General features: G+C 70.6%; 19 protein-coding genes and 2 pseudogenes. 8 read left to right on the plus strand and 13 right to left on the minus strand.

From position 1 onward, the window contains the following. Positions 1 to 30: 30 nt before the first annotated feature. Positions 31 to 468 (minus strand): DUF3307 domain-containing protein, encoded by a 438-nt coding sequence (locus Phou_RS48690; RefSeq protein ID WP_173071316.1) that lies wholly within the window; start codon positions 466 to 468, stop codon positions 31 to 33. Positions 469 to 583: 115 nt separating this feature from the next. On the opposite strand from Phou_RS48690, the gene Phou_RS48695 reads away from it, so the two are divergent. Continuing rightward, positions 584 to 2,008, plus strand: coding sequence for an Nramp family divalent metal transporter (locus tag Phou_RS48695; RefSeq protein ID WP_173071318.1), 1,425 nt, complete (start codon positions 584 to 586; stop codon positions 2,006 to 2,008). Between the two features lie 56 nt (positions 2,009 to 2,064). On the opposite strand, the gene Phou_RS54165 is transcribed toward Phou_RS48695, so the two are convergent. The 3 genes and pseudogenes from Phou_RS54165 to Phou_RS56130 form a co-directional block, all read right to left on the minus strand. Next, the gene (locus tag Phou_RS54165) at positions 2,065 to 2,316 is read right to left on the minus strand and encodes a CPCC family cysteine-rich protein (RefSeq protein ID WP_308785208.1); all 252 of its coding nucleotides are present in this window, start codon (positions 2,314 to 2,316) and stop codon (positions 2,065 to 2,067) included. Between the two features lie 67 nt (positions 2,317 to 2,383). After that, positions 2,384 to 4,881: pseudogene (locus Phou_RS48705) on the minus strand (glycoside hydrolase family 9 protein); the annotation flags it as partial. 129 nt (positions 4,882 to 5,010) lie between these two features. Beyond that, positions 5,011 to 5,634, minus strand: a pseudogene (locus tag Phou_RS56130) (carbohydrate binding domain-containing protein); the annotation flags it as partial. Here Phou_RS56130 and Phou_RS48710 point away from each other — a divergent pair. Both Phou_RS48710 and Phou_RS48715 read left to right on the plus strand, forming a co-directional pair. Next, a complete protein-coding gene (locus Phou_RS48710) occupies positions 5,633 to 6,355 on the plus strand; it encodes a PP2C family protein-serine/threonine phosphatase (RefSeq protein ID WP_173071322.1) in 723 nt (240 codons plus the stop codon). The pseudogene Phou_RS56130 and the gene Phou_RS48710 overlap by 2 nt on opposite strands. Positions 6,356 to 6,406: 51 nt before the next feature. Next, on the plus strand, positions 6,407 to 7,132 hold the full coding sequence (locus Phou_RS48715; RefSeq protein WP_173071324.1) for a hypothetical protein: 726 nt from the start codon (positions 6,407 to 6,409) through the stop codon (positions 7,130 to 7,132). On the opposite strand, the gene Phou_RS48720 is transcribed toward Phou_RS48715, so the two are convergent. After that, complete coding sequence (locus Phou_RS48720) at positions 7,113 to 7,385, minus strand: YciI family protein (protein WP_173071326.1); 273 nt, start codon at positions 7,383 to 7,385, stop codon at positions 7,113 to 7,115. The genes Phou_RS48715 and Phou_RS48720 overlap by 20 nt on opposite strands. 51 nt (positions 7,386 to 7,436) lie before the next feature. On the opposite strand from Phou_RS48720, the gene Phou_RS48725 reads away from it, so the two are divergent. After that, positions 7,437 to 8,078: a Crp/Fnr family transcriptional regulator gene (locus Phou_RS48725; RefSeq protein WP_173071328.1), complete on the plus strand. Its 642-nt coding sequence runs from the start codon at positions 7,437 to 7,439 to the stop codon at positions 8,076 to 8,078. A gap of 541 nt (positions 8,079 to 8,619) precedes the next feature. Next, positions 8,620 to 8,760 carry a hypothetical protein gene (locus tag Phou_RS48730; protein WP_173071330.1) on the plus strand — a complete coding sequence of 47 codons (141 nt, stop codon included), beginning with the start codon at positions 8,620 to 8,622 and terminating at the stop codon, positions 8,758 to 8,760. Between the two features lie 432 nt (positions 8,761 to 9,192). Here Phou_RS48730 and Phou_RS48735 read toward each other — a convergent pair whose 3' ends face one another. The 7 genes from Phou_RS48735 to Phou_RS48765 all read right to left on the minus strand — a co-directional run bounded on the left by Phou_RS48735 (position 9,193) and on the right by Phou_RS48765 (position 18,405). After that, positions 9,193 to 10,617, minus strand: a complete 1,425-nt coding sequence (locus Phou_RS48735) for an alpha-amylase family glycosyl hydrolase (RefSeq protein ID WP_246274775.1) — start codon at positions 10,615 to 10,617, stop codon at positions 9,193 to 9,195. A gap of 71 nt (positions 10,618 to 10,688) precedes the next feature. Further along, positions 10,689 to 12,926 carry a malto-oligosyltrehalose synthase gene (treY, locus tag Phou_RS48740; protein WP_173071332.1) on the minus strand — a complete coding sequence of 746 codons (2,238 nt, stop codon included), beginning with the start codon at positions 12,924 to 12,926 and terminating at the stop codon, positions 10,689 to 10,691. Next, positions 12,926 to 15,031: a glycogen debranching protein GlgX gene (gene glgX / locus Phou_RS48745; protein ID WP_173071334.1), complete on the minus strand. Its 2,106-nt coding sequence runs from the start codon at positions 15,029 to 15,031 to the stop codon at positions 12,926 to 12,928. Before glgX ends, treY begins: the two co-directional genes overlap by 1 nt. A gap of 83 nt (positions 15,032 to 15,114) precedes the next feature. After that, on the minus strand, positions 15,115 to 16,032 hold the full coding sequence (locus Phou_RS48750) for an SDR family oxidoreductase (protein ID WP_173071336.1): 918 nt from the start codon (positions 16,030 to 16,032) through the stop codon (positions 15,115 to 15,117). Continuing rightward, positions 16,029 to 16,514 carry a hypothetical protein gene (locus Phou_RS48755; protein ID WP_173071338.1) on the minus strand — a complete coding sequence of 162 codons (486 nt, stop codon included), beginning with the start codon at positions 16,512 to 16,514 and terminating at the stop codon, positions 16,029 to 16,031. The genes Phou_RS48750 and Phou_RS48755 overlap by 4 nt, the downstream gene beginning before the upstream one ends. Before the next feature lie 36 nt (positions 16,515 to 16,550). Beyond that, positions 16,551 to 18,041 (minus strand): amino acid permease, encoded by a 1,491-nt coding sequence (locus tag Phou_RS48760; RefSeq protein WP_173071340.1) that lies wholly within the window; start codon positions 18,039 to 18,041, stop codon positions 16,551 to 16,553. Between the two features lie 58 nt (positions 18,042 to 18,099). Then, on the minus strand, positions 18,100 to 18,405 hold the full coding sequence (locus tag Phou_RS48765) for a DUF1905 domain-containing protein (protein WP_173071342.1): 306 nt from the start codon (positions 18,403 to 18,405) through the stop codon (positions 18,100 to 18,102). A gap of 249 nt (positions 18,406 to 18,654) precedes the next feature. Here Phou_RS48765 and Phou_RS48770 point away from each other — a divergent pair, with 249 nt between their 5' ends. From Phou_RS48770 to Phou_RS48780, 3 genes are all read left to right on the plus strand, one after another. After that, positions 18,655 to 19,155: a hypothetical protein gene (locus tag Phou_RS48770; RefSeq protein ID WP_173071344.1), complete on the plus strand. Its 501-nt coding sequence runs from the start codon at positions 18,655 to 18,657 to the stop codon at positions 19,153 to 19,155. Positions 19,156 to 19,242: 87 nt separating this feature from the next. Then, positions 19,243 to 21,171, plus strand: a complete 1,929-nt coding sequence (locus Phou_RS48775) for a sensor histidine kinase (RefSeq protein WP_173071346.1) — start codon at positions 19,243 to 19,245, stop codon at positions 21,169 to 21,171. 96 nt (positions 21,172 to 21,267) lie between these two features. After that, positions 21,268 to 21,924, plus strand: coding sequence for a response regulator transcription factor (locus tag Phou_RS48780; RefSeq protein ID WP_173071348.1), 657 nt, complete (start codon positions 21,268 to 21,270; stop codon positions 21,922 to 21,924). A 299-nt stretch (positions 21,925 to 22,223) separates the two neighbouring features. Here the strand turns inward: Phou_RS48780 and Phou_RS48785 are convergent, their stop codons facing one another. Next, positions 22,224 to 22,517, minus strand: a complete 294-nt coding sequence (locus tag Phou_RS48785) for a hypothetical protein (RefSeq protein ID WP_173071350.1) — start codon at positions 22,515 to 22,517, stop codon at positions 22,224 to 22,226. Between the last annotated feature and the right edge of the window lie 198 nt (positions 22,518 to 22,715).

Raw genomic sequence — 22,715 nt, forward strand, 5'->3', positions numbered from 1 at the left:
TGGATCCTGCCTGGACCGCGGACGTGCCAGCTACAGGCGGGCGATGAGCAGCGCGGACACCAGGAGGGAGAACCAGTGCAGGGCCTGGTCGGCCACGTACATGCCGCAGACCGGCGAGGTCTGCTGGGCGAAAACGGGAGAGCCGGTCAGCCGCAGCAGCCGGCGCACCGGCGTGCGGCGGTCGAGGATCGCGTGGCTGACGATGCTGAACGCGAAGCCCGCGGCCACACCGACCGGCGAGAGCGGCAGCTCCAGCGTGAACGCCGTGCCGGCCAGCACCGCCCCGGCGGTGAGGTGGTAGCTCAGCAGGTGACCGGCCATGGCCCGCAGCCCGGCCCGCCCCTTGGCCGCCTTGTTGTCGGCTTGCTTGTCGGTCTGCGCGATATGGTCGCCGAGCTGGTGCCCGATCAGTAACGCGAGGAGAGCCACCCCGAAGGTGGCTTGGATGGTCAGTTGCTCGGCGCTCATCATGGCATCCTGCGTGACGGCTCAGGTTCCATCAGCGTGGTAGCTGACAGTTCCGGGATTTGTGGCAGACCTTTCCCTCGGGTTTCGAGTGTGATCTAAGTGGGGATAGGGCCGCATGACACAGACGGCCGCCGATAGATTTCCGACCCGGCACCTGCCGGGCGTGACCGTACGAGAGCTGCCGGCCCCGCCGCGGTCGCCGTGGCGGGTCATCGGCCCCGGGGTGGTGGCGGCCGGCGTGGGCCTGGCCTCCGGCGAGTTCGTGCTGTTCCCGTACATCGCGTCGCAGGTCGGGCTTGTCTTCCTGTGGGCGGCGGCGGTCGGCATCATCACCCAGTACTTCCTGAACATGGAGATCGAGCGGTACACGCTCGCCACCGGGGAGACCGCGCTGACCGGATTCTCCCGGTTCTGGCGCCACTGGGGCCTGGTCTTCGCGATCATGGTGTACTTCGCGAACCTGTGGCCCGGTTGGTCCACGAGCTCGGCGACCATGGTCACGTACCTGTTCGGCGGCGACGCCACCTGGATCGCCGTGGGCATGCTGCTGGTCATCGGTGCCGTGCTCACGCTCGCGCCGGTGGTCTACACCGCGCTGGAGCGGGTCGAGTTCGTCAAGGTCGCGCTCGTCGTGATCTTCATCGTGGTGGCGATCGCGTTCGCCATCTCGGCCAGCGCGTGGAGCGACCTGCCGGACACGGTGACCTCGCCGGCCTTCCCGACCGAGCTCGGCTTCGCGCTCATGCTCTCCGCCCTCGTCTTCGCCGGCGCGGGCGGCGGTCAGAACCTCTGCCAGAGCAACTGGATCCGGGACAAGCGCTACGGCATGGGCGCGTACGTGCCGCGCCTGGTCAGCCCGGTCACCGGCGAGGAGGAGGCGGCGCCCGGCGGTGGGGGGTACGTCTTCGAGCCGACCGAGGAGAACCTCGGCCGCTGGCGGCGCTGGTGGAAGCTGGCCAACCAGGAGCAGCTCGCCACGTTCGTCCTGATCTCGTTCGTGACGATCGTGCTGATGTCCCTGCTCGCGTACTCCACCGTGTACGGCGTGCCCGGCCTGGAGAACGGCGTCTCGTTCCTGGAGGTCGAGGGCGAGAAGCTGAAGGAGCTGGTGGGCGGCTGGTTCGGCACGCTCTTCTGGGTCATCGGGGCGCTCTCGCTCTTCGCCGCCTCGATGGGGATCGTGGACTACACCAGCCGGCTCGCGGCCGACGTGCTCAAGACCTCGTACCTGCGCCACGTCTCGGAGAGCAAGCTCTACTTCGGACTCGTGTGGGGGCTCGTGGCGATCGGCTGCGGCATCCTGATCGCCGGCTTCGACCAGCCGCTGCCGCTGCTCGTGATCTCCGCCTGCGTCGGCGGCCTGATGATGTTCTTCTACTCGATCCTGCTGCTGGTGCTCAACCGCAAGGTGCTGCCCAGCCAGATCCGGCCGCGCGCCTACCGGGTCGCGGCTCTCGTCTGGTCGGTGGCGCTCTTCGGCGTCTTTTCCGCGCTCACCGTCTGGCAGCAGGGCGACAAGCTGCTGGACTGGCTGCGCTGAGCATGCGACGGGGGCGCGCCCCAAACGCGCCCCCGGGTCGTCATGCGTGAGGCCGCCTACACGATCTCCTCGGGGCGTGGCTTGCGGACCACGTCCCGGTACTTCGGATGGCTGGCCCCATAGAGCGCGAAGTTGAGCTTGGCCTCGCTCAGCGTGAGATCGCCGTTGGGCCCGCCCACCGCGACGAAGGCTCCCGGATCCGCCTGTGACGGGTCGGTCCAGAAGCAGACCGGGCATGTCACGCACCCGGTCCGGTAACCACAACATGGACAGCGGCTTATCACCGATGCCTGACCCTTACCACCCACGCGCCCTAGCCTTTCACGCCACCCGTCCCCGGCGTAACCCGGGGACGGGTGGCTATATGGGCGATCTTCAGGTGCACGTGGCTCCGTTGACGGTGAACAAGCCAGGTGACGGGTTGGGTCCGTTGGTCGTCGCATTGAAGCCGAACGTCTTCGACGCGCCCGGCTCGATGCGCCGGTTGTGCGACTGGTTCTTCGCGGTGACCGTGGCGCCGGACTGGGTGGTGTCGGCCAGCCACGACTGGGTGACCTTCTGTCCACCTAGGAACGCCCACCGCAGCGACCACCCGTCGATCGCGGCGGTGCCGGTGTTGGTCACCGTGACCTGGGCGGTGAAGCCACCGGTCCAGGTGCCGTGCACGACGTAGCCCACCCGGCAGCGGGTGGCCGGCGCGGGGCCGCTCGCTCCCTGGTCGGCCAGGAACGAGGAGACCCAGGCGAGTGCCGAGTTCCAGTTGATGGCCACCTCGTTTGTCGCGTACGACTCGATGTGGTCGACGTAGCAGAACATCGGCTGGCAGCCGTCGAGCAGCTGCTTGGCGTACGGGTCGTCAAGCCCCGCGTTCGCCCCGCCCGCGATCGAGCCGGCCGGCGGGTGCGGCAGCGACGCGTCCGCCTGGTTGGCGAAGATCCGGCTGTGCTGGTTCTGCGACGACTTCTCGCCCCACCCGGTCACGTACGACTGGTTGAGCGCGTTGCGGCCCAGGATGTAGTCGATGCCCTGGATGGCGCCGTCGCGGTACTTCGCGGCTCCCGACAGGTCGAACGCGGTCGCAAGTACCACCATGTTGTTGAGGATGTTGCTGTTGGCCCCCAGAAGTAGGCGCCGCGGTGGCCCGGCATCGGCAGGCCGTACGCCTGTCCCGCCTGGGTGGTCAGGTACGCGTCCGCGGCGGCCAGCACCGAGGCCCGCAGCCGGTCGCGCTCGGCTGCGGCCAGTCCACTCGGGACGGTGGCCAGGTCGAGCCGGCCGAGCGCGGCGGTGCTGCCCCACCCGAAGCCGGTCGAGCCGAAGACGTCCGCGCTGGTGTGGTGCGGTGAGGCGGTCAGGTCGGACAGGTACGGCGCCTCGCCGGTGGTCAGGTACAGCTCGGCGGCCGCCCAGTAGAACTCGTCGGTCACGTCGTTGTCGCTGTACGAGCCGCCGCCGTTGCCGTCCTGCGGGTCCGCGTACACGGCCGGGTTGGCCTTGGCCGCCGCGTACGCCGTCTTGGCCGCCGTGAGCGCCTTGGCCGCGAACGCCGCGTCGTACGGCGCGAAGAGGCGGGCACCCTGCGCGGCGGTGGCGGCGAGGTTGAGCGTGGCGGCCGTGGACGGGCGGTGCAGCTCGCGCTGCTGCGGGTCGTCCTCGGGCTGCATCGGGATGCCGGTCCAGTTGGCGTCATGCATCTTGTGGTGCGCCATGCCGGCCAGCGGCTTGCCGGCCGGTACCTGCATGCGGATCAGGAACTCCAGCTCCCACCGGGCCTCGTCGAGCACGTCGGGCACCCCGTTGCCCCGCTCGGGCACCCGCAGGCTGCTGTCGGCGAGGGCGGCGCCGCCGCCGGCGGTCGGTGCGGTCTTGGTGCGCTCGAACGTGCCGAGCAGCTGCGCGGTGGCGATGCCGCCGTTGACGACGTACTTGCCGTGGTCACCCGCGTCGTACCAGCCGCCGCGCACGTCCAGCCGGTAGTCGCAGACCCCGGGCTGGCAGGGCACGTCGGTGTCGCCCTTGTTGGGCGCGACGCCCAGGTGGCCGGCGGGACGCGCGTACTGCTCGCCGATCAGCCCGCCGTCGATCTCGATGCCGCTGCGCTGGGCGTAGAAGAACTGCAGCGAGTCCGAGCGGAGCTGCTTGAAGACGTCGGCGGAGATCGCGAACGGGTGGCTCGTCTCGCCGTCGGCGGTCAGCGTGTAGTCGGAGCCCGCCGTCTTGAAAGCGGTGAAGTCCACGCTGTGCACGTTCTGCCCGGAGGCCTGGTCGGTGCCGCGCGGCGTGGTCTGGCCGCTGGCCACCACGGTGCCGGCGCCGTTCTTCAGCTGCCACGGCAGCGCCTCGGTGGCGGTGGTGACGACCGTCGCGCCCTTGGGGCCGGACGGGAGGTACCCGACCTGGTTGACCCGCACGCGCGGGCCGGTCTCCGGCACGTATGGCGGCTCCTCCTCGCCGCCGAGCAGCGAGACGTTGTCGAGGCAGAAGGTGTACGCCTCGGCGTTGCCACCGACCTGGAAAGCGACCTGCGCCTGCTCGGTGTCGACCGGCGAGGTGAAGGTGAACTCCAGCCGCTGGGTGTCGGCGGTCAGCGCGACGTCCCTCGACAGGTACGAGGTGTACGGGTCGACGCCGAGCTGCACGGTTGCGCGGACGGTGGCGCCGGGCGCCGCGGAAGCGTCGAACGAGAACGTGTACGCGGAGTCGGCGACCAGCGTCACGCCGTTCTGCCCCACGCCCCCGTCCCACGGGTTGGCGAGGCCACCGGGCACCTCGGAGCAGTTCCGGCCGTCGACAACCGCCGTGGAGGTGGTGCCGTAGGAGTACCAGCCGGAGGTCCCGTCGTCGAAGTCACCGTTTTCGATCTGCTCGGGCGCGCCGCCGCCGGTCGTCTCGCTGGTGAGCGAGACGTCGTCGAGGCAGAAGGTGAACGGGTCGGCCGAGCCGCCGAGCTGGAACGTGAAGACGCCGTTGTCGGAGTCGAGCGAGCCGCCGAAGTCGTACGTGAAGGTCTGCGGCGTGGCGGTGAGGGCGACCTCGCGGGAGAGGACGGTCGTGTACGGCACCTCGTCCAGCTGGACGTTCGCCCGGATCGTGACCGGTGCGGTGGCCGAGGCGGTGAAGGTCAGCCGGTACGCGTCGCCGTCGACCAGCGGGATGTCACCGTGGCCGATGCTGGCGTCCCACGGGTTGGCCTGGCCGCCGGGCACCTCGGCGCAGAGGCGGTCGTCCACGGACGCGATGGGTGTGTTGGCGGTGGCCCACCAAGGCGTGGTGTTGCCTTCGAACGTGCCGTTGTCTATGTGCTCGACCACTTCGGCATGGGCGGTGGCGGTGAGTGCGGTAGCGGTCAGGAGAGCTGCGGACAGGACCGCGAGGATGGCGGTGATGGGGCGTCGGGTCACGGTGGATCCCTTCGGCATTTCTTCCGAGCGCGATGGGAGCGCTCCCATTGGCCATCGATGTTGCCAGCGCGTTTCGCTGATGTCAATCGATGTCTTGTCCGCCTCCGCCGGCGGTGATCGACTTTTCGCTCGGGCCGGGAACAAATAGGAATTTGACCCCATAGCGGGTGCGAGCGGTGATCTACTAGAGACATCCAAACGTCGTCCTGGCAGGCTCCCAGCCATGACCCTGAAGCTGCGCTACGCGGCGGTGAGCGACACCGGCTTGATCCGGAGCGCTAACCAGGACTCGGTGCACGCCGGACCGCGCCTGCTCGCCGTCGCCGACGGCATGGGCGGGATGGCCGCCGGCGACCTGGCCAGCCGCATTGTCATCGAGTCCGTGGCGCCGCTGGACCGGGAGATTCCCGACGACGGGTTGATCGACGCGCTGCGCGAGGCGCTCGCCACGGCCAACGGCCGGATCCGGGAGGCCGTCGCCGAGGACCCGAGCCGCGACGGCATGGGCACCACGCTCACCGCCGTGCTGTTCACCGGCACCGCCCTGGCGCTCGGGCACGTCGGCGACTCCCGCGCGTACCTGCTCCGCGAGGGCCAGCTCCAGCAGATGACAAGGGACGACACGTTCGTACAGATGCTTGTCGACGAGGGCGTGATCACGCCGGAGCAGGCCAGCCACCACCCGCGGCGGGCGGTGGTCACCCAGGCGTTGCAGGGCGGCGACGCCACCCCGGCGTACACGTTCATGCGGCCGACCGCCGGCGACCGGTGGCTGCTGTGCAGCGACGGCCTGTCCAATGTGGTCAGCGCGGAGACGATCCAGGAGACGCTGATCGGCTATCCGGAGCCCGGTGACTGCGCCCGGCGGCTGGTGGACCTCGCGCTGCGGGCCGGCGGACCCGACAACATCACCGTCGTGATCGCGGACGTGACCGACGAAGACTGAGCGCGGCGCCGGGCCTGCCAAGGGATGCGTTGACCGGATACCGTTCCGTCCATGCATCCCGGCCCGCCACCCCCGCCACCGCAGCGGCCGCCCACACCCCCTTCCAGCCAGGTCGGCGCCACCCTCCCGATCCTCGTCGGCGGCCTCGCGCTGCTGCTGATCGTCGGCATCATCGCCGGCGCGATGATCGTCTCGTCCAATCTGGAAAACGGCGACAGCCCGCGGCCGCCGGTGGCCGCGTCGGCGCCCGCCACCTCGGCGCCCGCGTCGCCCGAGGCCCCGTCGGACGCGCCGTCGGAGGAGCCCTCGGCCTCGCCGTCGCCCGAGCCGTCCACTTCGGAGGATCCGCTGCACGACTCGTGCCTGATCGGCACGTGGCGGGAGACTTCGCACGACAGCGACACGACGATCGACGGCGTCAAGATGCGGCTGCACAGCGCGGGTGCCATCCAGCATTTCAAGGCGGACGGCACGCTCACCGTCAACTACGGCGACCGCGGCATCAACGCGCGCGCCAAGGTCAACAACCGCACCTACGAGGTCATCTCGATCGGCCGCCTGAACTACAACTGGCAGACCAACGGCGGCCAGATCCTCTACAGCAACGCGAAGGCCACGGGCACCGTGATCTGGCGGCAGAGCGGCCGGGAGACCGGGCGGACGGCGCTGAGCGGCAGCATCGACCCCGAGCGGTACACGTGCAGCGGCGACTCAATGCGCGAGTTCGGCCCAACCTGGACGATCGAGCTCCAGCGGATCAACAACGCGCCGCTGTGAGAAACGGCCGCCACTCCCGCACGCTCACGACGCTCACGCCCGCGGTCGCCACGTAGGGGTCGGCCGTGAGCAGCTCGCCGACCTCGGCCTCGCCCGCCACGTCGAAGACGATCACCGCACCCGAGTCGTCAGCGAGCGGCCCGGCCATCACCACCACGCCCCGCGCGTGCAGGCCGGCGAGGTGCTCCCGGTGGGCGGGGCGGGCCGCCATGCGCTCCGGCGTCTCCCGCAGCGCCAGCTCCACGATCCACATGCCCGGCGACGCTACGGCGGCCGCGCGCGGTCGCGCTGTATCACTTGATACATGAACTCGCTCGCCACGATCCCGGCGTTCACCGCGCTGGCCCCGGACGCCCTGGAGGCGCTGCGCGCGGCGAGCCACGACGTGACGTACCCGCCGGGCGCCGTGATCCCCCGCGACGGCGCGGTGCTGCTCCTGCTGGCGGGCGTGGTGGTGGGCACCCACGCGGACGCGTCCGGCGCCGAGGTGTGGCCGGCGCGCTGGGAGGCCCCGGCGATCGTCGACAAGCCGGCCACGCTGGCGCCCGCGGTGGGCACCCTCGTCGCCGCCACACCCTGCCGCGGCCGCCGCCTGCCCGCCGCCGCGTTCCTGCGCCTGCTGGACGACGAACCGGCCGTGCGCCGGCACGTACTGGCCCGGCTCGCGGCGGACACAGCCGACCTGCGCCAGCGCCTCGCCGAGGCGACGACGCTGCCGGCCGTGGGCAGGGTGGCGGCCTTCCTGCTGGCGACCGGCGCCGGTGCGGGCCAGACCGCCTGGCGCGGCTCGCAGGAGGCACTCGCCCGCCAACTCGGCCTGAGCCGCGTGACCGTCAACCGCGCCCTCCGCCAGCTGGCCAGCTCCGGCGCGGTCGCGGTCACCCCACGCGGCATCGCGCTGCTCGACCCCATCGCCCTGAGGACCCCAACCCCGAAGCAGCAGTGAGCTACCGCGACGTCCGCCGTGGTCCGGACCGTCGCTCCCGCGGCCTCACCCTCCGCGGCTGGCTCAGCTCACCCCAAAAGAGTACGGTCGGGGCTCTGTTTGTGGAGGCTCTGGAGCTGGGCGCACCAATGCGCCCAGCCTGGACGCTCCCGCGGCCTCACCCTCCGCGGCTGGCTCAGCTCACCCCAAAAGAGCAGGGTCTGGGCTTTGTTTGTGGAGGCTCTGGAGCTGGGGCGCGCCAAATGCGCCCAGCCTGGGCGCATTGGCGGCTACGCCCTCCGCCCACGCTCGGCAGCCTTTGTGATCGTGGACGTTCGTGGCCCTCGGAGGGGCACTGGACGTCCACGATCTGCGAGGGGCGTGTATTGCAGGCGTGGACGGTGACCCGGACGCCCCGCCCGCCGCGGCTTTGCGCGGTGCAGGCCGAGGTGGGGCTGTGACCGCGCGCGGAGGCTGCGGGTCGTGACGGGGGTGTGGAGGGTGCGGGTCGCGACTGGGCGCGCGAAGGGCGGGCTGTGACCGCGCGCGGAGGCTGCGGGTCGTGACGGAGGTGCGGGTGCCGGTCGTGACTGCGGTGCGGTGGATCCCCTCCGCGCATCTGGTCGGCACCACCCGCCCGGTCATCCGCGACCTGGGCGCAGGCAGCGGGTCGATGAGGACGCTGGCTGGCTGCGGGTCGTGACGGGGCGTGGAGGCTGTCGATTGTGACGGCGGTGCGGCGGGTGCCGGTCGTGACGGAGGTGCGGAGGGTGCGGGTCGTGACGGGGCGCAGAGGGTGCGGGTCGTGACTGGGGCGCGCGGACGGCGGGGCTGTGACCGCGCGCGAAGGCTGCGGGTCATGACGGAGGTGCGGAGGGCGCGGGTCGTGACCGGGTGCGGAGGGTGCGGGTCGTGACTGGGCGCGCGGAGTTCCGGGCTGTGACCGCGCGCGGAGGCTGCGGGTCGTGACGGGGCGCGGAGGGTGCCGGTCGTGGCGGAGGTGCGGACGGTGCGGATCGTGACTAGGGCGCGGAGGGGCGTGACCAAGCGCGGAGGGTGAGGCCGCGGGAGCAACGGTCTGGACCACGACGGGCGTCGCGGTAGCTCGCTGCTTCTGGGAAATGGTCTGGAGCGGTCAGCGGTCGAAGCGGCAACAGGCGATCACGGCCGCCGACTCGCCGGGGAGGTCGGCCGCGTCGTGGACGAGGACGAGGCCGGGCTCGGTGGCGGCCAGCACCGTGCGGGCGGTGCCGTGCAGGTTGATGCGCTGGGGGGTGCGGCGCAGGTTGGCGACCACGACGCAGGTGCCGCGGCGGATGGCCAGGAAGCTGCCGCCGTGCCACACCTCGCTGCGGCGCAGCACCGGCGAGGCCAGGCCGGGCTGGCTCTTGCGCAGCGCGATCAGCCGGCGGTGCAGGTCGAGCATGTCGCGGTGCTCGGCCTTGTCGAGCTCCGACCAGTCGAGGGCGCCCAGCGTCGAACCCGCGTCGGGCGTGAACGGCACCCTCGCCGCCCACTCCTCGCCCATCTGCAGCACCGGCGTGGACGGCGCGGTGAGCAGCAGCGTCGCGCCGATGCGGAGCAGGCCGGGGGAGAAGGCGGCGGTGGGGCGGTCGGTGCGGAGGACCGTGGAGAAGCCGGCGCGCAGGATGCCGAACAGCTGCTCCAGCGAGCCGAACTCGGACCTGTAGTCGCGGTCGAGCGCCGGGATGCCGGCCGCGCCGCCTGGTGACGGGGCGAGCAGCTCGGGCAGGTCGGAGCCGGGGCCGGGGATGAACCGCGCGCCGGCGAGGCCTGAGCCGGCGATCAGGGCGAGCGGCCGCCCCAGGCCGATCGAGAGGGCGGAGACGGCGGTGGAGAGCTCGTCGAGCAGCAGCATGGCGTCGCGGTCGATGAGCGTGTGCGCGGCGTCCAGGCGCACGCCGTCGGCGTGGTAGTCGCGCAGCCACATCAGCACGTTGTCGGTGATGAAGCTGCGCATCCCCGTGCCGTGTGGGCCGTCCAGCGCGAGCGAGTGGCCCCAGGTGTTGGCGACCTCGGCCAGGTACGGCCCGATGCGGTGCGTGCCGGCGCCGGGCTGGAGATGGTCGTACGCCAGGTCGAGCACCACGGCGATGCCGCGCGCGTGGCACGCGTCGACGAAGCGCTTCAACCCGTCGGGGCCGCCGTACGACGGGTGCGGCGCGTACCAGCAGGCGCTGTGGTGGGCGGAGCCGCGCTCGACGTTGACCGGGTGCAGCTCGACCGCGTCGACACCCAGGTCGGCGAGGTGGTCGAGGCGGGCGATCGCCGCGTCGAACGTGCCGTCCGGGGTGAAAGCACCCACCCGCACCGAGTAGATGACACCGCCGGACAGGTCACGCCCGGTCCACTCGCCGTCGGTCCACGGGAAGGCGGCGTGGTCGTAGGTGCGGCTGGGACCGTGCACACCGAACGGCTGCCAGCGCGAACGCGGGTCGGGCAGCGGCTCGTCGGAGTCGTCCAGCAAGTACATGTAGTCGGTGCCGTGTGCGGCACAGTCGACGTTTGTGCGCCACCAGCCACCGGCGTCGAGCGCCATGGAATGGTCTTTTCCGTCGATGCGGACGCGAAGCCGGGAGGCCTCCGGCGCCCACACACTGAATCGCGTCATCATGTGGCAGCCACCAAGAGCGCTACTGGGTAGGCGGACAGCACTTCGGACATCGGCACCTGCCGGGCCTGCCACGTGCGTCCCGTCAACGCGTCGGTCCAGCGCCCCGGAGCCAAAGCAAGCTTAGTGCCGCCCCAGCCCCCACGAAATGCCAACCTCGCCGGCAACCTGGTGGCCACCGCCACAACGCCGCCCCGATCGAACGCGACCGCGTGCTCGGCCGCCGGCCCCTCCACCGCCACCGGTGAATACCCGGTGAACGGGCGTTCACGCCTGGCCCGCAGCACCCGGCTCGTCACGAGCAGCTTGGCCGCCCCGCTCTCCTCCACCGGCGGCAGCCACCCGGCGTCGATGCGGGCGAGCAGGTCACGCCGCAGGGCGAAGTCGACCGGCCGGCGGTTGTCCGGGTCGACCAGCGAGTTGTCCCACAGCTCGGTGCCCTGGTACGTGTCCGGCACACCCGGCATCGCGAGCTGCACCAGCTTCTGGCCGAGCGAGTTGGACCAGCCGTGCGGCGTGATGCTCTTGACGAATGCCGCGATGTCCGTGCGCAGCCCCTCGTCGTCGTAGGCCTTGTCGACCACCGCGTGCATCTCCGCCTCGAACTCGCGGTCCGGGTCGCCCCAGCTCGTGGAGACGGCTGCCTCGCGCGCCGCCTTCTCCAGGTAGGCGTGCAGCCGCTCCCGCTCGATCGGCCACGCGCCGGCCACCGTCTGCCAGAGCAGAAGGGCAAGACCGGGGTCCGCGAGGGGCGCGGCCTTGCTCCACCGGCGCAGCGTCGCGGCCCATTCCGCCGGCATTTCCGCGAGTACGGCGAGCCGCGCGCGTACGTCCTCGGACCGCTTTGTGTCGTGTGTGGACAGCGTGGTCATCGAGTGTGGACAGTCGCGCTCGCGCACGGCGGCCGCGCGGTGGAACGCCTCCGGCGTCACGCCGAAGCGCCTCGGGTCGCCGCCCACCTCGTTCAGCGCGATGAAGCGGTTGTACCGGTAGTAGGCGGTGTCCTCGACGCCCTTGGCCATCACCGCGCCGGTGTACTGCTGGAAGCGCACCGCCAGCTCGTCCGCGGGATCGCCGAGCCGCGCGGCGACCGCGTCCAGCGCCTCGGCAAGGTCGGCGCGGCGGCGGCCGGCCTCGACCCGCGCGGCCGCGAGGTGGCGGGCGCCGCTGGGCAGGTACGAGCGGTAGACCTCGAAGCAGGCGGCCAGCTCGGCGAGCGCCTCCGCCGCGCGCGGCACCTCCGGGGCGAGCCGGGCCAGCCGGTCCCGCTCGGCGGCCAGCAGCGTGTTGGCGATCTCCACCTTCGACCGGTACGCGACGTCGGCGAACGTGACGCTGCCGGCGAGGCGGCTCAGCGTCTCCTCACCCTCCGGGTCGACGAAGAGGCCGCACACCTCGCCCAGCGCGTCGTACCCGGTCGTGCCGTCCACCGGCCATGAGCGGGGGAGGCGTTCACCAGGCTCCAGGATCTTCTCCACCAGCAGCCACGCGGACGGTGCCGCCGCGCGCAGCCGGGCCAGGTAGGCGCCCGGGTCGCGCAGCCCGTCCGGATGGTCCACCCGGATGCCGTCGGCGTCCCACCGCAGGATCTCCGCGTGCGTCGCGTCGAACACCTCCGGGTCCTCGACGCGCAGGCCGGCCAATGTCGACACCGCGAAGAAGCGGCGGTAGCCCGGCCCCTTGCGCCACGACACGAGCCGGTAGTGCTGGCGGTCGTGCACCTCGCGCGGTTCGCCGCCGCCGGTGCCGTCAGCGATCGGGAAGCACTGCTCCTGGTACACGAGCTCCTCGCCGACCACCTTGAGGTCGTCGAGCGCCGCGGGGTCGTCGGCGAGCACGGGGAGCCGGATCCGGCCGCGCGCCCAGTCGATGTCGAACCACCCCGCGTACGGAGAGTCCTGGCCGCGGCGCAGCACGTCCCACCACGCCGGGTTGGCCGACGGCACCGCGACGCCGGCGTGGTTGGGCACGATGTCCACCACGAGACCCAGGCCGGCCGTCCGGAGGGCCTCGCGCAGCTGGTCGAGCGCCGCCGGGCCGCCCAGCTCCGGGTTGACGCGCGTGTGGTCCACGACGTCGTACCCGTGTGCGGAGCCGGGCGCGGCGGCGAGCAGCGGCGCGGTGTAGAGCTGGCCGACGCCGAGCGCGCTGAGGTAGTCGGCAAGCTCGGCGGTCGCGAGCAGGTCGAAGTCCGGCCGCACCTGGATGCGGTACGTCGGGCGCGGCCGGGCGGCCATTACAGCGCCCGGTCCAGCACGAGCAGGGATCTCTCGGTCACCAGCACCTTGGCGTCGGCGCCGAGCATCTCCGGGCTCACCGGGCCCGACTCGGAGGTGTCGATGACCGTCTGCCACTTCTCGCCGTACTCCTCCGGCGGCAGCACGAACTCGACCGGCTCGTGGTGGCCGTTGAAGCAGAGCAGGAAGGAGCTGTCCGACTGCCGCTCGCCGTACCGGCCGCGCTCGCGGATGCCCTCGCCATTGACGAAGACCGCCAGCGCGCCGATGTCGCTGTCCCAGTCGGTGCCCTGCATCTGCCGCCCGTCCGGCGTGAACCACTCCATGTCCGCCACCGGTGTCGCCGCGCTGCGCGTCTTGACCGGGTCGCCGGTGAAGAAGCGGCGGCGGCGGAAGACCTTGTGGCGGGCCCGGAAGGCGGTGAGGTGGCGGACGAAGTCGAGCAGCCGCTCGTCCACGTCCTCCCAGTCCACCCACGAGAACTCGTTGTCCTGGCAGTACACGTTGTTGTTGCCCCGCTGCGTGCGGCCCAGCTCGTCGCCGTGGCTCAGCATCGGCACACCCTGCGAGAGCAGCAGCGTGGCGAGGAAGTTGCGGCGCTGCCGGGCGCGCAGCGCGAGCACGTCGGCGTCGTCGGTGGCGCCCTCGACGCCGCAGTTCCACGAGCGGTTGTAGCTCTCGCCGTCGCGGTTCTCCTCACCGTTGGCCTCGTTGTGCTTGTCGTTGTACGACACGAGGTCGGTGAGCGTGAAGCCGTCGTGGCAGGTGACGAAGTTGATGCTGTGGAAGGGGCGGCGCCCGTCGTCCTGGTACAGGTCGGCCGAACCGCTGATGCGGCTGGCGAACTCGGCGAGCACCGGCTGCGAGCGCCAGAAGTCGCGGGTGGTGTCGCGGAACTTGCCGTTCCACTCCGTCCACAAGGGAGGGAAGTTGCCCACCTGGTAGCCGCCCGGCCCGATGTCCCACGGCTCGGCGATGAGCTTGACCCGGCTCACCACCGGGTCCTGCTGCACCACCTCGAAGAACGTGGAGAGGCGGTCGACCTCGTAGAACTCGCGGGCCAGCGCGGCGGCGAGGTCGAAGCGGAAGCCGTCGACGTGCATCTCCTGCACCCAGTACCGCAGGGAGTCCATGATGAGCTGGAGCGTCTGCGGGCCGCGCATGTTGAGGCTGTTGCCGCACCCGGTGTAGTCCATGTAGCTCTGCGGCGCGTTGTCCGCGAGCCGGTAGTACGCGGCGTTGTCGATGCCCTTGAAGCCGAGCGTGGGGCCGAGGTGGTTGCCCTCGGCCGTGTGGTTGTAGACCACGTCGAGGATGACCTCGATGCCGGCGGCGTGCAGCGCGCGCACCATGCCCCGGAACTCCTGCACCTGCTGCCCGAGGTGGCCCATCGCCGAGTAGCCGTGGTATGGCGCGAAGTAGCCGATGGTGTTGTAACCCCAGTAGTTGCGCAGCCCGCGCCCGTCGAGGTGGTGGTCGTGGATGAACTGGTGCACCGGCATCAGCTCGATGGCGGTCACGCCCAGCCGGGTGAGGTGGTCGATCATCACCGGGTGCGCGAGGCCCGCGTACGTGCCGCGCAGCTGCTCGGGGATGTCCGGGTGCCGCCAGGTCAGGCCCTTGACGTGCGCCTCGTAGATGAGCGTGTCGTGGTACGGCGTGCGCGGCGGGCGGTCGTTGCCCCAGTCGAAGTACGGGTTGACCACGACGGCCTTCGGCACGAACGGCGCCGAGTCCACTTCGGACATCCGCTCGGGGTGGGCCAGGTCGTACCCGTACAGCGCGGGATCCCACCGCACGTCGCCGTCGATGGCCATCGCGTACGGGTCGAGGAGCAGCTTGTTGGGGTTGCAGCGGAGCCCGCGTCCCGGGTCGTACGGACCGTGGACGCGGAAGCCGTAACGCTGGCCCGGCTCGACGCCGGTCAGAAAGACGTGCCAGACGAACGCGTCGACCTCGGGCAGCTCGATGCGCCGCTCAGTGCCGTCCGCGTCGAACAAACAAAGTTCAACCGCCTCCGCCACCTCTGAATAGAGGGCGAAGTTGGTGCCTACACCGTCGTATGTGGCGCCCAAGGGGTACCGGCGCCCAGGCCACACCAGCATAGCCACACAGTACGGCCTGGCCTGGGCATTTGATCGTGAAAGGCACGTGATTCGATAAACGGTTTAAACCAGCTCTTCTTGGGTTAGCGATAGCCGCTCACGTCTGCCGGCTTGCCCGCGTCCTGCACCTCCACGATGTAGCGCCAGGCGTCCGGCCGCGAGCCGTCGACGTCGGTGAACCCATACACCTGAGCGAGCCCGCCGCTGGACAGCGACTGCCCGCTCCACCGCGCCCGGTCCGGGTCGGCGGCGAGCGCGGCCACCGCCCTCCCGACGAACGCCGGCGTCTCGGAGATGGCGAAGTGCGGCTCCTTTTCCAGCGCGTCGCCCCAGGTCTCCTCGGTCACCTCGAAGTGCTCGAGCATCAGCTCCGAACGCAGCCAGCCCGGCGTGAGCGAGACCGCCGTGCCGCCGAAGGGCCGCAGCTCCTCGGCGAGCGCGAAGCCCATCCGGTTGACCGAGACCTTGGCGAGGTCGTAGAAGAACGAGACCCGGTAGTTGGCCGCGTTGTACGCCGTCGTGCCGTCGGTCACCTCGACCACGAGCCCGCCCGGCCGCCGGGTCAGCAGAGGCAATGCCGCGTGGCTGGTGACGATGTGGGTCTCGATCGCGAGCCTGAGCGTGCGCAGCCCTTTGTCGAGGTCCTGCGCCCACATCTGCCGCTCCCAGGTGACCATGTTTTCGGCACCCCAGATGTCGTTGACCAGGATGTCGAGCCGCCCCTGCTCCCGCTCGATGCGCGCGACCAGCTCCCGCACCTGGTCGCGCTCAAGGTGGTCGACCCGCACGGGGATGGCCACCCCACCGGCCCGCTCGACAAGCTCGGCGGTCTCTTCGATCGTCTCTGGCCGGTCGTACTCCGAGCGCTGCGCGCGGGTCGACCGCCCGGTCACGTAGACGGTGGCGCCCGCGGCCCCCAACTCCGTGGCGATGCCCCGCCCGGCGCCCCGCGTGCCACCCGCGACGAGGGCGACCTTGTCCGTCAAGCTCTTCGCAGTCATCCCGCGATCGTCACACGCCCCTCCGACAGAAACCGCCGCGCGAGACCGACCTGCGCGGAAGTCGCCAGCTTCAGCAGCCACGGCCCGACGAAGAGCATCACCGGCGCGGGCGCGAAATGCAGCGCGGCGGCGCCCAGCCATGAAGGCCCGCCCCAGTTTTCGGAGAGGTCGTCTCCCCAATAGACGACCGGGTAGGACACCCAGTAGGGCAGCAGCAGGCACAGGTAGCCGAAGAAGGCGCCGACGAGGAGGCCGGTGGGGAGGCTGGCCAGCGCATAGCCGGCCGAACGCGGCCACGCCGGGCGGGCCGGCGGCGGCAGCGGCGGACCGGGGACGAGGCGCGCGCGGGCCCGCTCCAGGCCGCCGCCGGCGCCGGCGAGGAGCGGCACGAAGAGCAGGACCGCGGCGAACGGCGACAGCAGCGCGTAGGCCAGGCGCCGCAACGTGCGAACGGTGAACGGCCGCCGGAAGAAGGCTCCCATGCCGCGCACGCTATGGCGCCACACCGCCCTCGGGCGTCATCCCACGGTGCGATCCTCGCCGTACTCCTGCTGGCGTACGGCGAGGCGGCTGCGGCGGCGGCTGTAGGCGAAGTAGACGACGAAGCCGATCGCCATCCATGCCAGGAAGCGCAGCCAGGTCTCGACCGTGAGGAAGAACATCAGGACCAGGCAGGCCAGCAGCGACAGCACCGGGATCAGCGGCATCAGCGGCAGGCGGAACGCGCGGGGCAGGTCGGGACGGGTGCGTCGGAGAACCACCACGCCGATCGAGACCAGGACGAACGCGAAAAGCGTGCCGATGTTGACCAGCTCGGCCAGCTCGGCGAGGGGGATGATGCCGGCCAGTACGGCGACCACCACGCCGACGATGATGGTGATGCGGTACGGGGTGCCGAAGCGGGGATGGACGATCGACAGCGGGCGGGGCAGCAGCCCGTCGCGGCTCATCGCGAACGCCACGCGGCTCTGCCCGAGCATCAGGATCATCATCACGGTGGTGAGGCCGGCGAGCGCGCCGACCGTGATGAGGTTGGCGAAGAACGGCTGGTCCACCGCCCGGAACGCGGCCGCCAGCGGGGCCGCCTCGTCGAGGTCGGTGTAGTTGCGCATGCCGACCACCACCAGCGAGACCGCGACGTAGAGGACCGTGCAGATCAGCAGCGAACCGATGATGCCGCGGGGCAGGTCGCGCTGGGGGTGCTTGGTCTCCTCGGCCGTCGTCGCCACGATGTCGAAGCCGATGAACGCGAAGAAGACCAGCGCGGCCGCCGCGAAGATGCCGCTGACGCCGAAGTTGGCCGGCGCCTGGCCGAACACGGTCTCCACGAGCGTCGCGTGCAGCCCGGAGGTGTCGGGCGCCGGCTCGGACGGCGGGACGAACGGCGTGTAGTTGTCGCGCTCGATGAAGAAGGCGCCAGCGATGATCACGAACAGCACGACCGCCACCTTGATGGCGACGACCACCTCGTTCACCCGGGAGGAGAGCTTGATCCCGGCCACCAGCACGGCGGTGAGGACGAGGACGATCAGGACGGCGGGCAGGTTGAACGCGCCGTCTTCGCTGCTGGCTATCGCGCTGGGCAGCTCGACGCCGATCGTGTCGAGGAAGACGGCGAGGTACTGCGACCAGCCGACCGCGACGACCGCCGAGCCGATGATGAACTCGAGGATGAGGTCCCAGCCGATGATCCACGCGACAAGCTCGCCGAGCGTCGCGTACGAGAACGTGTAGGCGCTGCCCGCCACCGGCACCGTGGAGGCGAACTCGGCGTAACAGAGAGCGGCAAGCGCGCAGGCGATGCCAGCGATCACGAAGGAGAGCGCCACGGCGGGGCCGGCCGTGGTCTTCGCGGCCACCCCGGTCAGCACGAAAATGCCGGTACCGATCACGACGCCGACCCCGAACACGGTGAGGTCGAGAGCGGACAGCTCCCTGCGCAGCCGGTGCTCAGGCTCCTCCGTGTCCCGGATGGACTGCTCCACGGGTTTCGTGCGGAAGACGCTCATCACACCATTTCACCCCAGGAAGCGGCCTTCCGCCGGGTGAGCCGGGATCATTGCGCGATCAGTCGAGGACCTCGACGGCCACGGTGGCGGTGTCGCCCTCGCCCAGGGACTCGGCCTTGCGGACGGCGCGCTTGACGGGCAGCACGTAGGCCCCGCGGACGCTGTCCGGGAAGACCGACGTCGTCCAGGTGCTGCCGCCGATCGTGACGCGCACCCGCACCGAGCCGAAGCCGCGCCGCGGGCCGGTCGCCGCCGCGCGGTCGCGGATCTCGTCGGACGCGTCGACGGGCAGGGTGACGAAGGTCCAACTGTCGTCTCGCCGGGCGTCCCAGATCCACAGCTCGGCGTCGAATTCCACCAGCACGCCTGCCACCATCACACACGGGTCCGACACTCGCGCAGAGCGACCGGAAGGTCGCGTGCCGTTATAGGTGGGCTGCTGGCCTTTGATCGAATCATTCTTTCATGTCATTCACGTTGTCCCGTGCCTCGGCGGGACGTATCCCGAATGTACGGACGGTTGTGCCTCCCTGCCGGGACACGGCGCAAACCAGAATTGATGTCGCCGATCCGAATAAAGATCCACCGGCCCCCGATGAAAAGGACAAATGAGATGACCTCAACACGACCAGGCAACGGTTCGGACGTGGTTGCCAGCCCGTTTTTCGTGATCAGTTGTGAGAACGACTGGGTCCACGTATACGACAGCGTGCGCAGCATGCTCCACGCCACCGACCTGGGCTCGGGCCACCCCGGCGCCCTGGAGTTCTTCGACGTCGAGGGCCGCCGGCTCGCCCCGGTGTTCGACGGTGTGTGGGCGCTGTCCGGCCTGCGGCACACCGGTGAGCGTGCGAATGAGATTCGCGTCCAGCGGCGACTTCGCGCGGTCGTCCAGTCACTGCGCGCCACCGTCGACGAGCGGTTGTCGAAGAGTGAAACGTCGTTTACGCGCGCGCAGGTGCTGGCTTCGCTTCCCAAGCTGAATGGCGAAGGACTCGCCGAGTGTTTTATCCTGCTCTCCACGAACTTCGGCGACGGCAATGGCTTGATCGGCGACGAAGTCCGCACCCTGGACAACGGCAGTTTCCTGCATAACCTTTTCTGCCATCCCTGATGGGTTGACAGCCAGTCAAGTCGCTGACCCGGGGGGAGTCGGTACATGGTTTCAAGAACACTGCCGTCACCACGCCTTATTGTCACGATGGCCGCGGCAACGGCCATCGTGGCATTGGTGTGGGTCGGCGAGGTCGTCGACAGGCATGCCGCGCCCCCGGCCTCGATCCTGTTGAACGCGCTCATCGCCGTGTTCTTCGGCTTGATGGGCGCCCTCGTGCTCCAGGGCAAGCCCCGCCACCTCGTCGGCCGGCTGATGGCCACCGCCGGCGCGGTCTCCGCCGTGTCGGTCCTGGCGGCGAGCTGGGCGAGCTGGCTGCCCGCCGCGTGGCTGAGCCGCTGGCTGTGGGCCGTGCCGTTCGGCCTGATCTTCCTCGCGCTTCTGGTGTTTCCGGACGCGCGGCTGCCGACCAAGCGCTGGCGCCCTGTCGCGGCGCTGATCATCGTGGGCTCGACCGTGGCGGCTCTCGGGATGGCCGGCGCGGCTCTCGACCATCCGCGAGACCTCCTCGCCGGCGTGGACCGGGAGCTGACACCCCGCGCGGCGACGCTGATCACCGTCGCGCGGCTGGGTGCGGTCCTCACGATCATCGGCCTGCTGGGCGCGTTCGTCGCGCTGTTGCTCAGATGGCGCCGGTCGGGCGGTGAGACGCGCCAGCAGCTGGCCTGCCTGCTGCCCGCCGGCGCGGCGCTCCTGCTCGCGCTTCCTCTCGAAGCGCTCGGTGTACCCGGGGTGTGGCTGGTCGTGGCGGCCGTGGTGCCGGTCGCGATGACGATCGCCATCCTGCGTTACCGGCTGTACGAGCTGGACCGCGTCGTCAACCGGAGCATCGTCTGGCTCCTCATGAGCGCGCTGCTGCTCGTGGTCCTGGCCCTGGCGCTCGCGCTCCTGCGTGAGACCTTCGTCGGCGACAGCGACTCGACGGCGTCGGCGGTGGCGACGGTCGTCACGCTCCTCGCCGTCGGCCCGCTGCGCAGCCGTGTCCAGCGCGTCGTCGACCGCCTCCTCTACGGCAATCGCGACGAGCCGTACGAGGTCATCACGCGCGTGGGCGATCTCCTGCGGCGCACCATGGACCCCGACTCGGTGCTCCCGCAGCTGACCGCGGACATCGCCGACTCGATGCAGGTGCCCTACGTCGCGGTCGAGCTCGACGAGCCCGACGACGAGCCGCGGGTGGTGGCCGAGCACGGCAGGCGAGCCGAGCCGGTGGCGTCGTTCGACATGGTGGCGCAGGGCAAGAAGTTCGGAAAACTGCTGGTCGCGCCGCGCAGCGAGGGCGGCAGGTTCACCCCGCGCGAGCGCCGCCTGCTCGAGGAAGCGGCGGTCCAGGCCGCGGTCGCGGCGGCGACGATCCGGCTCATGAACGAACTGCAGGACTACCAGGAGCGGCTGATCATGATCCGTGAGGACGAGCGGCATCGCCTGCGGGACGACCTGCACGACAGGGTCAAGCCGGCGCTGACCGGCATCACGATGAAGGTGGAGCTGGCCCGGGAGCACGTCCGCAAGCCGGACCGGGTCAGCGCCGTTCTCGGCGAGGTCATGGAAAACCTCGTGCGCACGCAGGCCGACCTCGACCACCTCGTCAGCCAGCTCCGCCCGCAGGCGCTGGAGCGAGGGCTCGCGGTCGCGCTCGCCGGACGATGTGAGGAGTTCAGCGGTCCGGCTCTCTCGGTGCGGCTGGAGATGCGCCAGAATCTCGACGGGCTGCCCGCTCCGGTCGAGGAGGCGGCGTACCACATCCTTGGCGAGGCGCTGAACAACGTCGTCAAACACGCCAACGCCAGGACGTGCCAGGTCACCGTCGCCAGGGACCGTTCATTGACGATCGAGGTCGTCGACGATGGCGTCGGAATCGGATCGACGGCAGGTCACGGTGTGGGACTCGACTCGATGCGCGACCGCGCGGAGCGGCTCGGCGGCACGTGTCGCGTCGCCGCGGCGCAGCCGCGCGGCACGTCGGTTCGGGTCGAACTACCCATCGGGCTCGTGGCCGAACGCACGAACGGCTGAGGGCAGGTCGTGGCGCGGTCCCACCACATCACGGGAAACGCGGCTACGATGCCTGGCGGTCACCCTGGCGTACTGGTTCGAGACAAGGGTGTAATCGTGGTCCAAGACTCGCGTGTCCTCATCGTGGACGATCACCCCACGCTGCGCGAGGGTCTCCGTGCCTGGTTGGTGGAGCAGGACTGGGTCGCAGACGTGATCGAGGCCGCCACCGTGCAGGAGGCACTCAGGGAAGCCACACACCACCAGGTGAACGTCGTTGTGATGGACGTGGCGCTCCCCGATGGCGACGGCATCGAGGCCGTCGCCAAGCTCGTGCAACGGCTTCGGGACGTCAAGGTGCTCGTGTTGACGTACAACGGCGACGACGAGCAGGTCCACCGGGCCCTCAAGGCCGGAGCACATGGGTACGCCCGCAAGGACACGAAGACGAAGGACCTTGTCGCGATCCTGCGCGCCGTCGCGTGCGGCTCGTTCGTCCTCGGTCCCGAGGTGAGCACAGCCTTCCTCGGCAACGTGCGGCGGGCCCGGGTGCGCCTGCCGGAGCCGTTCGACAAGCTCACCGAGCGGGAGCGGGAGATGCTCGGCGCCTTGGTGCGCAACGAGTCCGTCGAAGAGATCGCCAGGCACCTCGGGCTCAGCGGCAAGACGATCCGCAACCTGCTCTCCAACGACCTCTACCGCAAGCTCGGCGTGGAAAACAAGTTTCAGGCCGTACGCCTCGTGCGCGACCGGGGCGTCGAAAAGGCGCTCTGACACGCAACCGCCCCTACGCCGGGACGCCCATCCCTGGAGCCGGGACTACGGCGCGGGCCACAGTGCTGCCATGACCTCCCAAGGCGTGCGGAAGGCCGCCAACGCCGTGGCGCTGCTCGACCGGCACCTGATCCGCGCGACGGGCTCGGACCTCGCGCTTCGCAGGTATCGCGGCCTGCTCCGGGAACTCTGCCTCCTCGCTCTCGTGCTGGTCTTCGGCGGTGCGGTGCTCCTCGCCGGGATCGTCGTGGTGGTGCGGATCGTGGACCTGTCTCCGTGGGTGGCCGGTGGCTTCGGCGTCATGGGAGCCGGGACGGCGGTAGCCGTCGGACGCGTGCGCGACCGCCGCCGTCGCGCCTCGCCGCGCGCGCCGGGAGGCCGCGGCTCCCGAACAGCGGCGACAGGGCAGCCACGACGGCGAGGAGCAGCACGGTCACGCCGACGGTGACGGCGGCCGCCGCCCCACCGCGGCCGCCGGTCACGCTGGCCAGTAGCGCCCCGATGACGAGGGCGGCACCGGCCACCGCACCGGCGATGGCCACCCGCGTCACCTCGGCTCTGGCCTTTGCGGTGAGCCCTTCCCCCGTGGTCATCGCCTTACGGTACGGGCAAACCAGAGCGGGCGGTGTTGGAAACCTTACTCACCGCGAAGCTTGTTCGCGGTTGACAACCACTCGTGGTCAGAGGGAGGCGAAGAACGCCGCGATGTCGCGGGCCAGGAGGTCGGGCGCTTCCGCGGCCGCGAAGTGGCCGCCCCTCGGCATGGGGGTCCAGCGGCGGATGGCGAAAAG

Source organism: Phytohabitans houttuyneae (assembly GCF_011764425.1).
Taxonomy (GTDB): domain Bacteria; phylum Actinomycetota; class Actinomycetes; order Mycobacteriales; family Micromonosporaceae; genus Phytohabitans; species Phytohabitans houttuyneae.

What these genes read in the sequence shown, in the direction of transcription:
- Phou_RS48690 (WP_173071316.1), bottom strand. Translation starts at nt 468, where the DNA reads ATGAGCGCCGAGCAACTGACCATCCAAGCCACCTTCGGGGTGGCTCTC.
- Phou_RS48695 (WP_173071318.1), top strand. Translation starts at nt 584, where the DNA reads ATGACACAGACGGCCGCCGATAGATTTCCGACCCGGCACCTGCCGGGC.
- Phou_RS48710 (WP_173071322.1), top strand. Translation starts at nt 5,633, where the DNA reads ATGACCCTGAAGCTGCGCTACGCGGCGGTGAGCGACACCGGCTTGATC.
- Phou_RS48715 (WP_173071324.1), top strand. Translation starts at nt 6,407, where the DNA reads ATGCATCCCGGCCCGCCACCCCCGCCACCGCAGCGGCCGCCCACACCC.
- Phou_RS48720 (WP_173071326.1), bottom strand. Translation starts at nt 7,385, where the DNA reads ATGTGGATCGTGGAGCTGGCGCTGCGGGAGACGCCGGAGCGCATGGCG.
- Phou_RS48725 (WP_173071328.1), top strand. Translation starts at nt 7,437, where the DNA reads ATGAACTCGCTCGCCACGATCCCGGCGTTCACCGCGCTGGCCCCGGAC.
- Phou_RS48735 (WP_246274775.1), bottom strand. Translation starts at nt 10,617, where the DNA reads ATGGCGCTCGACGCCGGTGGCTGGTGGCGCACAAACGTCGACTGTGCC.
- treY (WP_173071332.1), bottom strand. Translation starts at nt 12,926, where the DNA reads ATGGCCGCCCGGCCGCGCCCGACGTACCGCATCCAGGTGCGGCCGGAC.
- glgX (WP_173071334.1), bottom strand. Translation starts at nt 15,031, where the DNA reads ATGCTGGTGTGGCCTGGGCGCCGGTACCCCTTGGGCGCCACATACGAC.
- Phou_RS48750 (WP_173071336.1), bottom strand. Translation starts at nt 16,032, where the DNA reads ATGACTGCGAAGAGCTTGACGGACAAGGTCGCCCTCGTCGCGGGTGGC.
- Phou_RS48755 (WP_173071338.1), bottom strand. Translation starts at nt 16,514, where the DNA reads ATGGGAGCCTTCTTCCGGCGGCCGTTCACCGTTCGCACGTTGCGGCGC.
- Phou_RS48760 (WP_173071340.1), bottom strand. Translation starts at nt 18,041, where the DNA reads ATGAGCGTCTTCCGCACGAAACCCGTGGAGCAGTCCATCCGGGACACG.
- Phou_RS48770 (WP_173071344.1), top strand. Translation starts at nt 18,655, where the DNA reads ATGACCTCAACACGACCAGGCAACGGTTCGGACGTGGTTGCCAGCCCG.
- Phou_RS48775 (WP_173071346.1), top strand. Translation starts at nt 19,243, where the DNA reads ATGGCCGCGGCAACGGCCATCGTGGCATTGGTGTGGGTCGGCGAGGTC.
- Phou_RS48785 (WP_173071350.1), bottom strand. Translation starts at nt 22,517, where the DNA reads ATGACCACGGGGGAAGGGCTCACCGCAAAGGCCAGAGCCGAGGTGACG.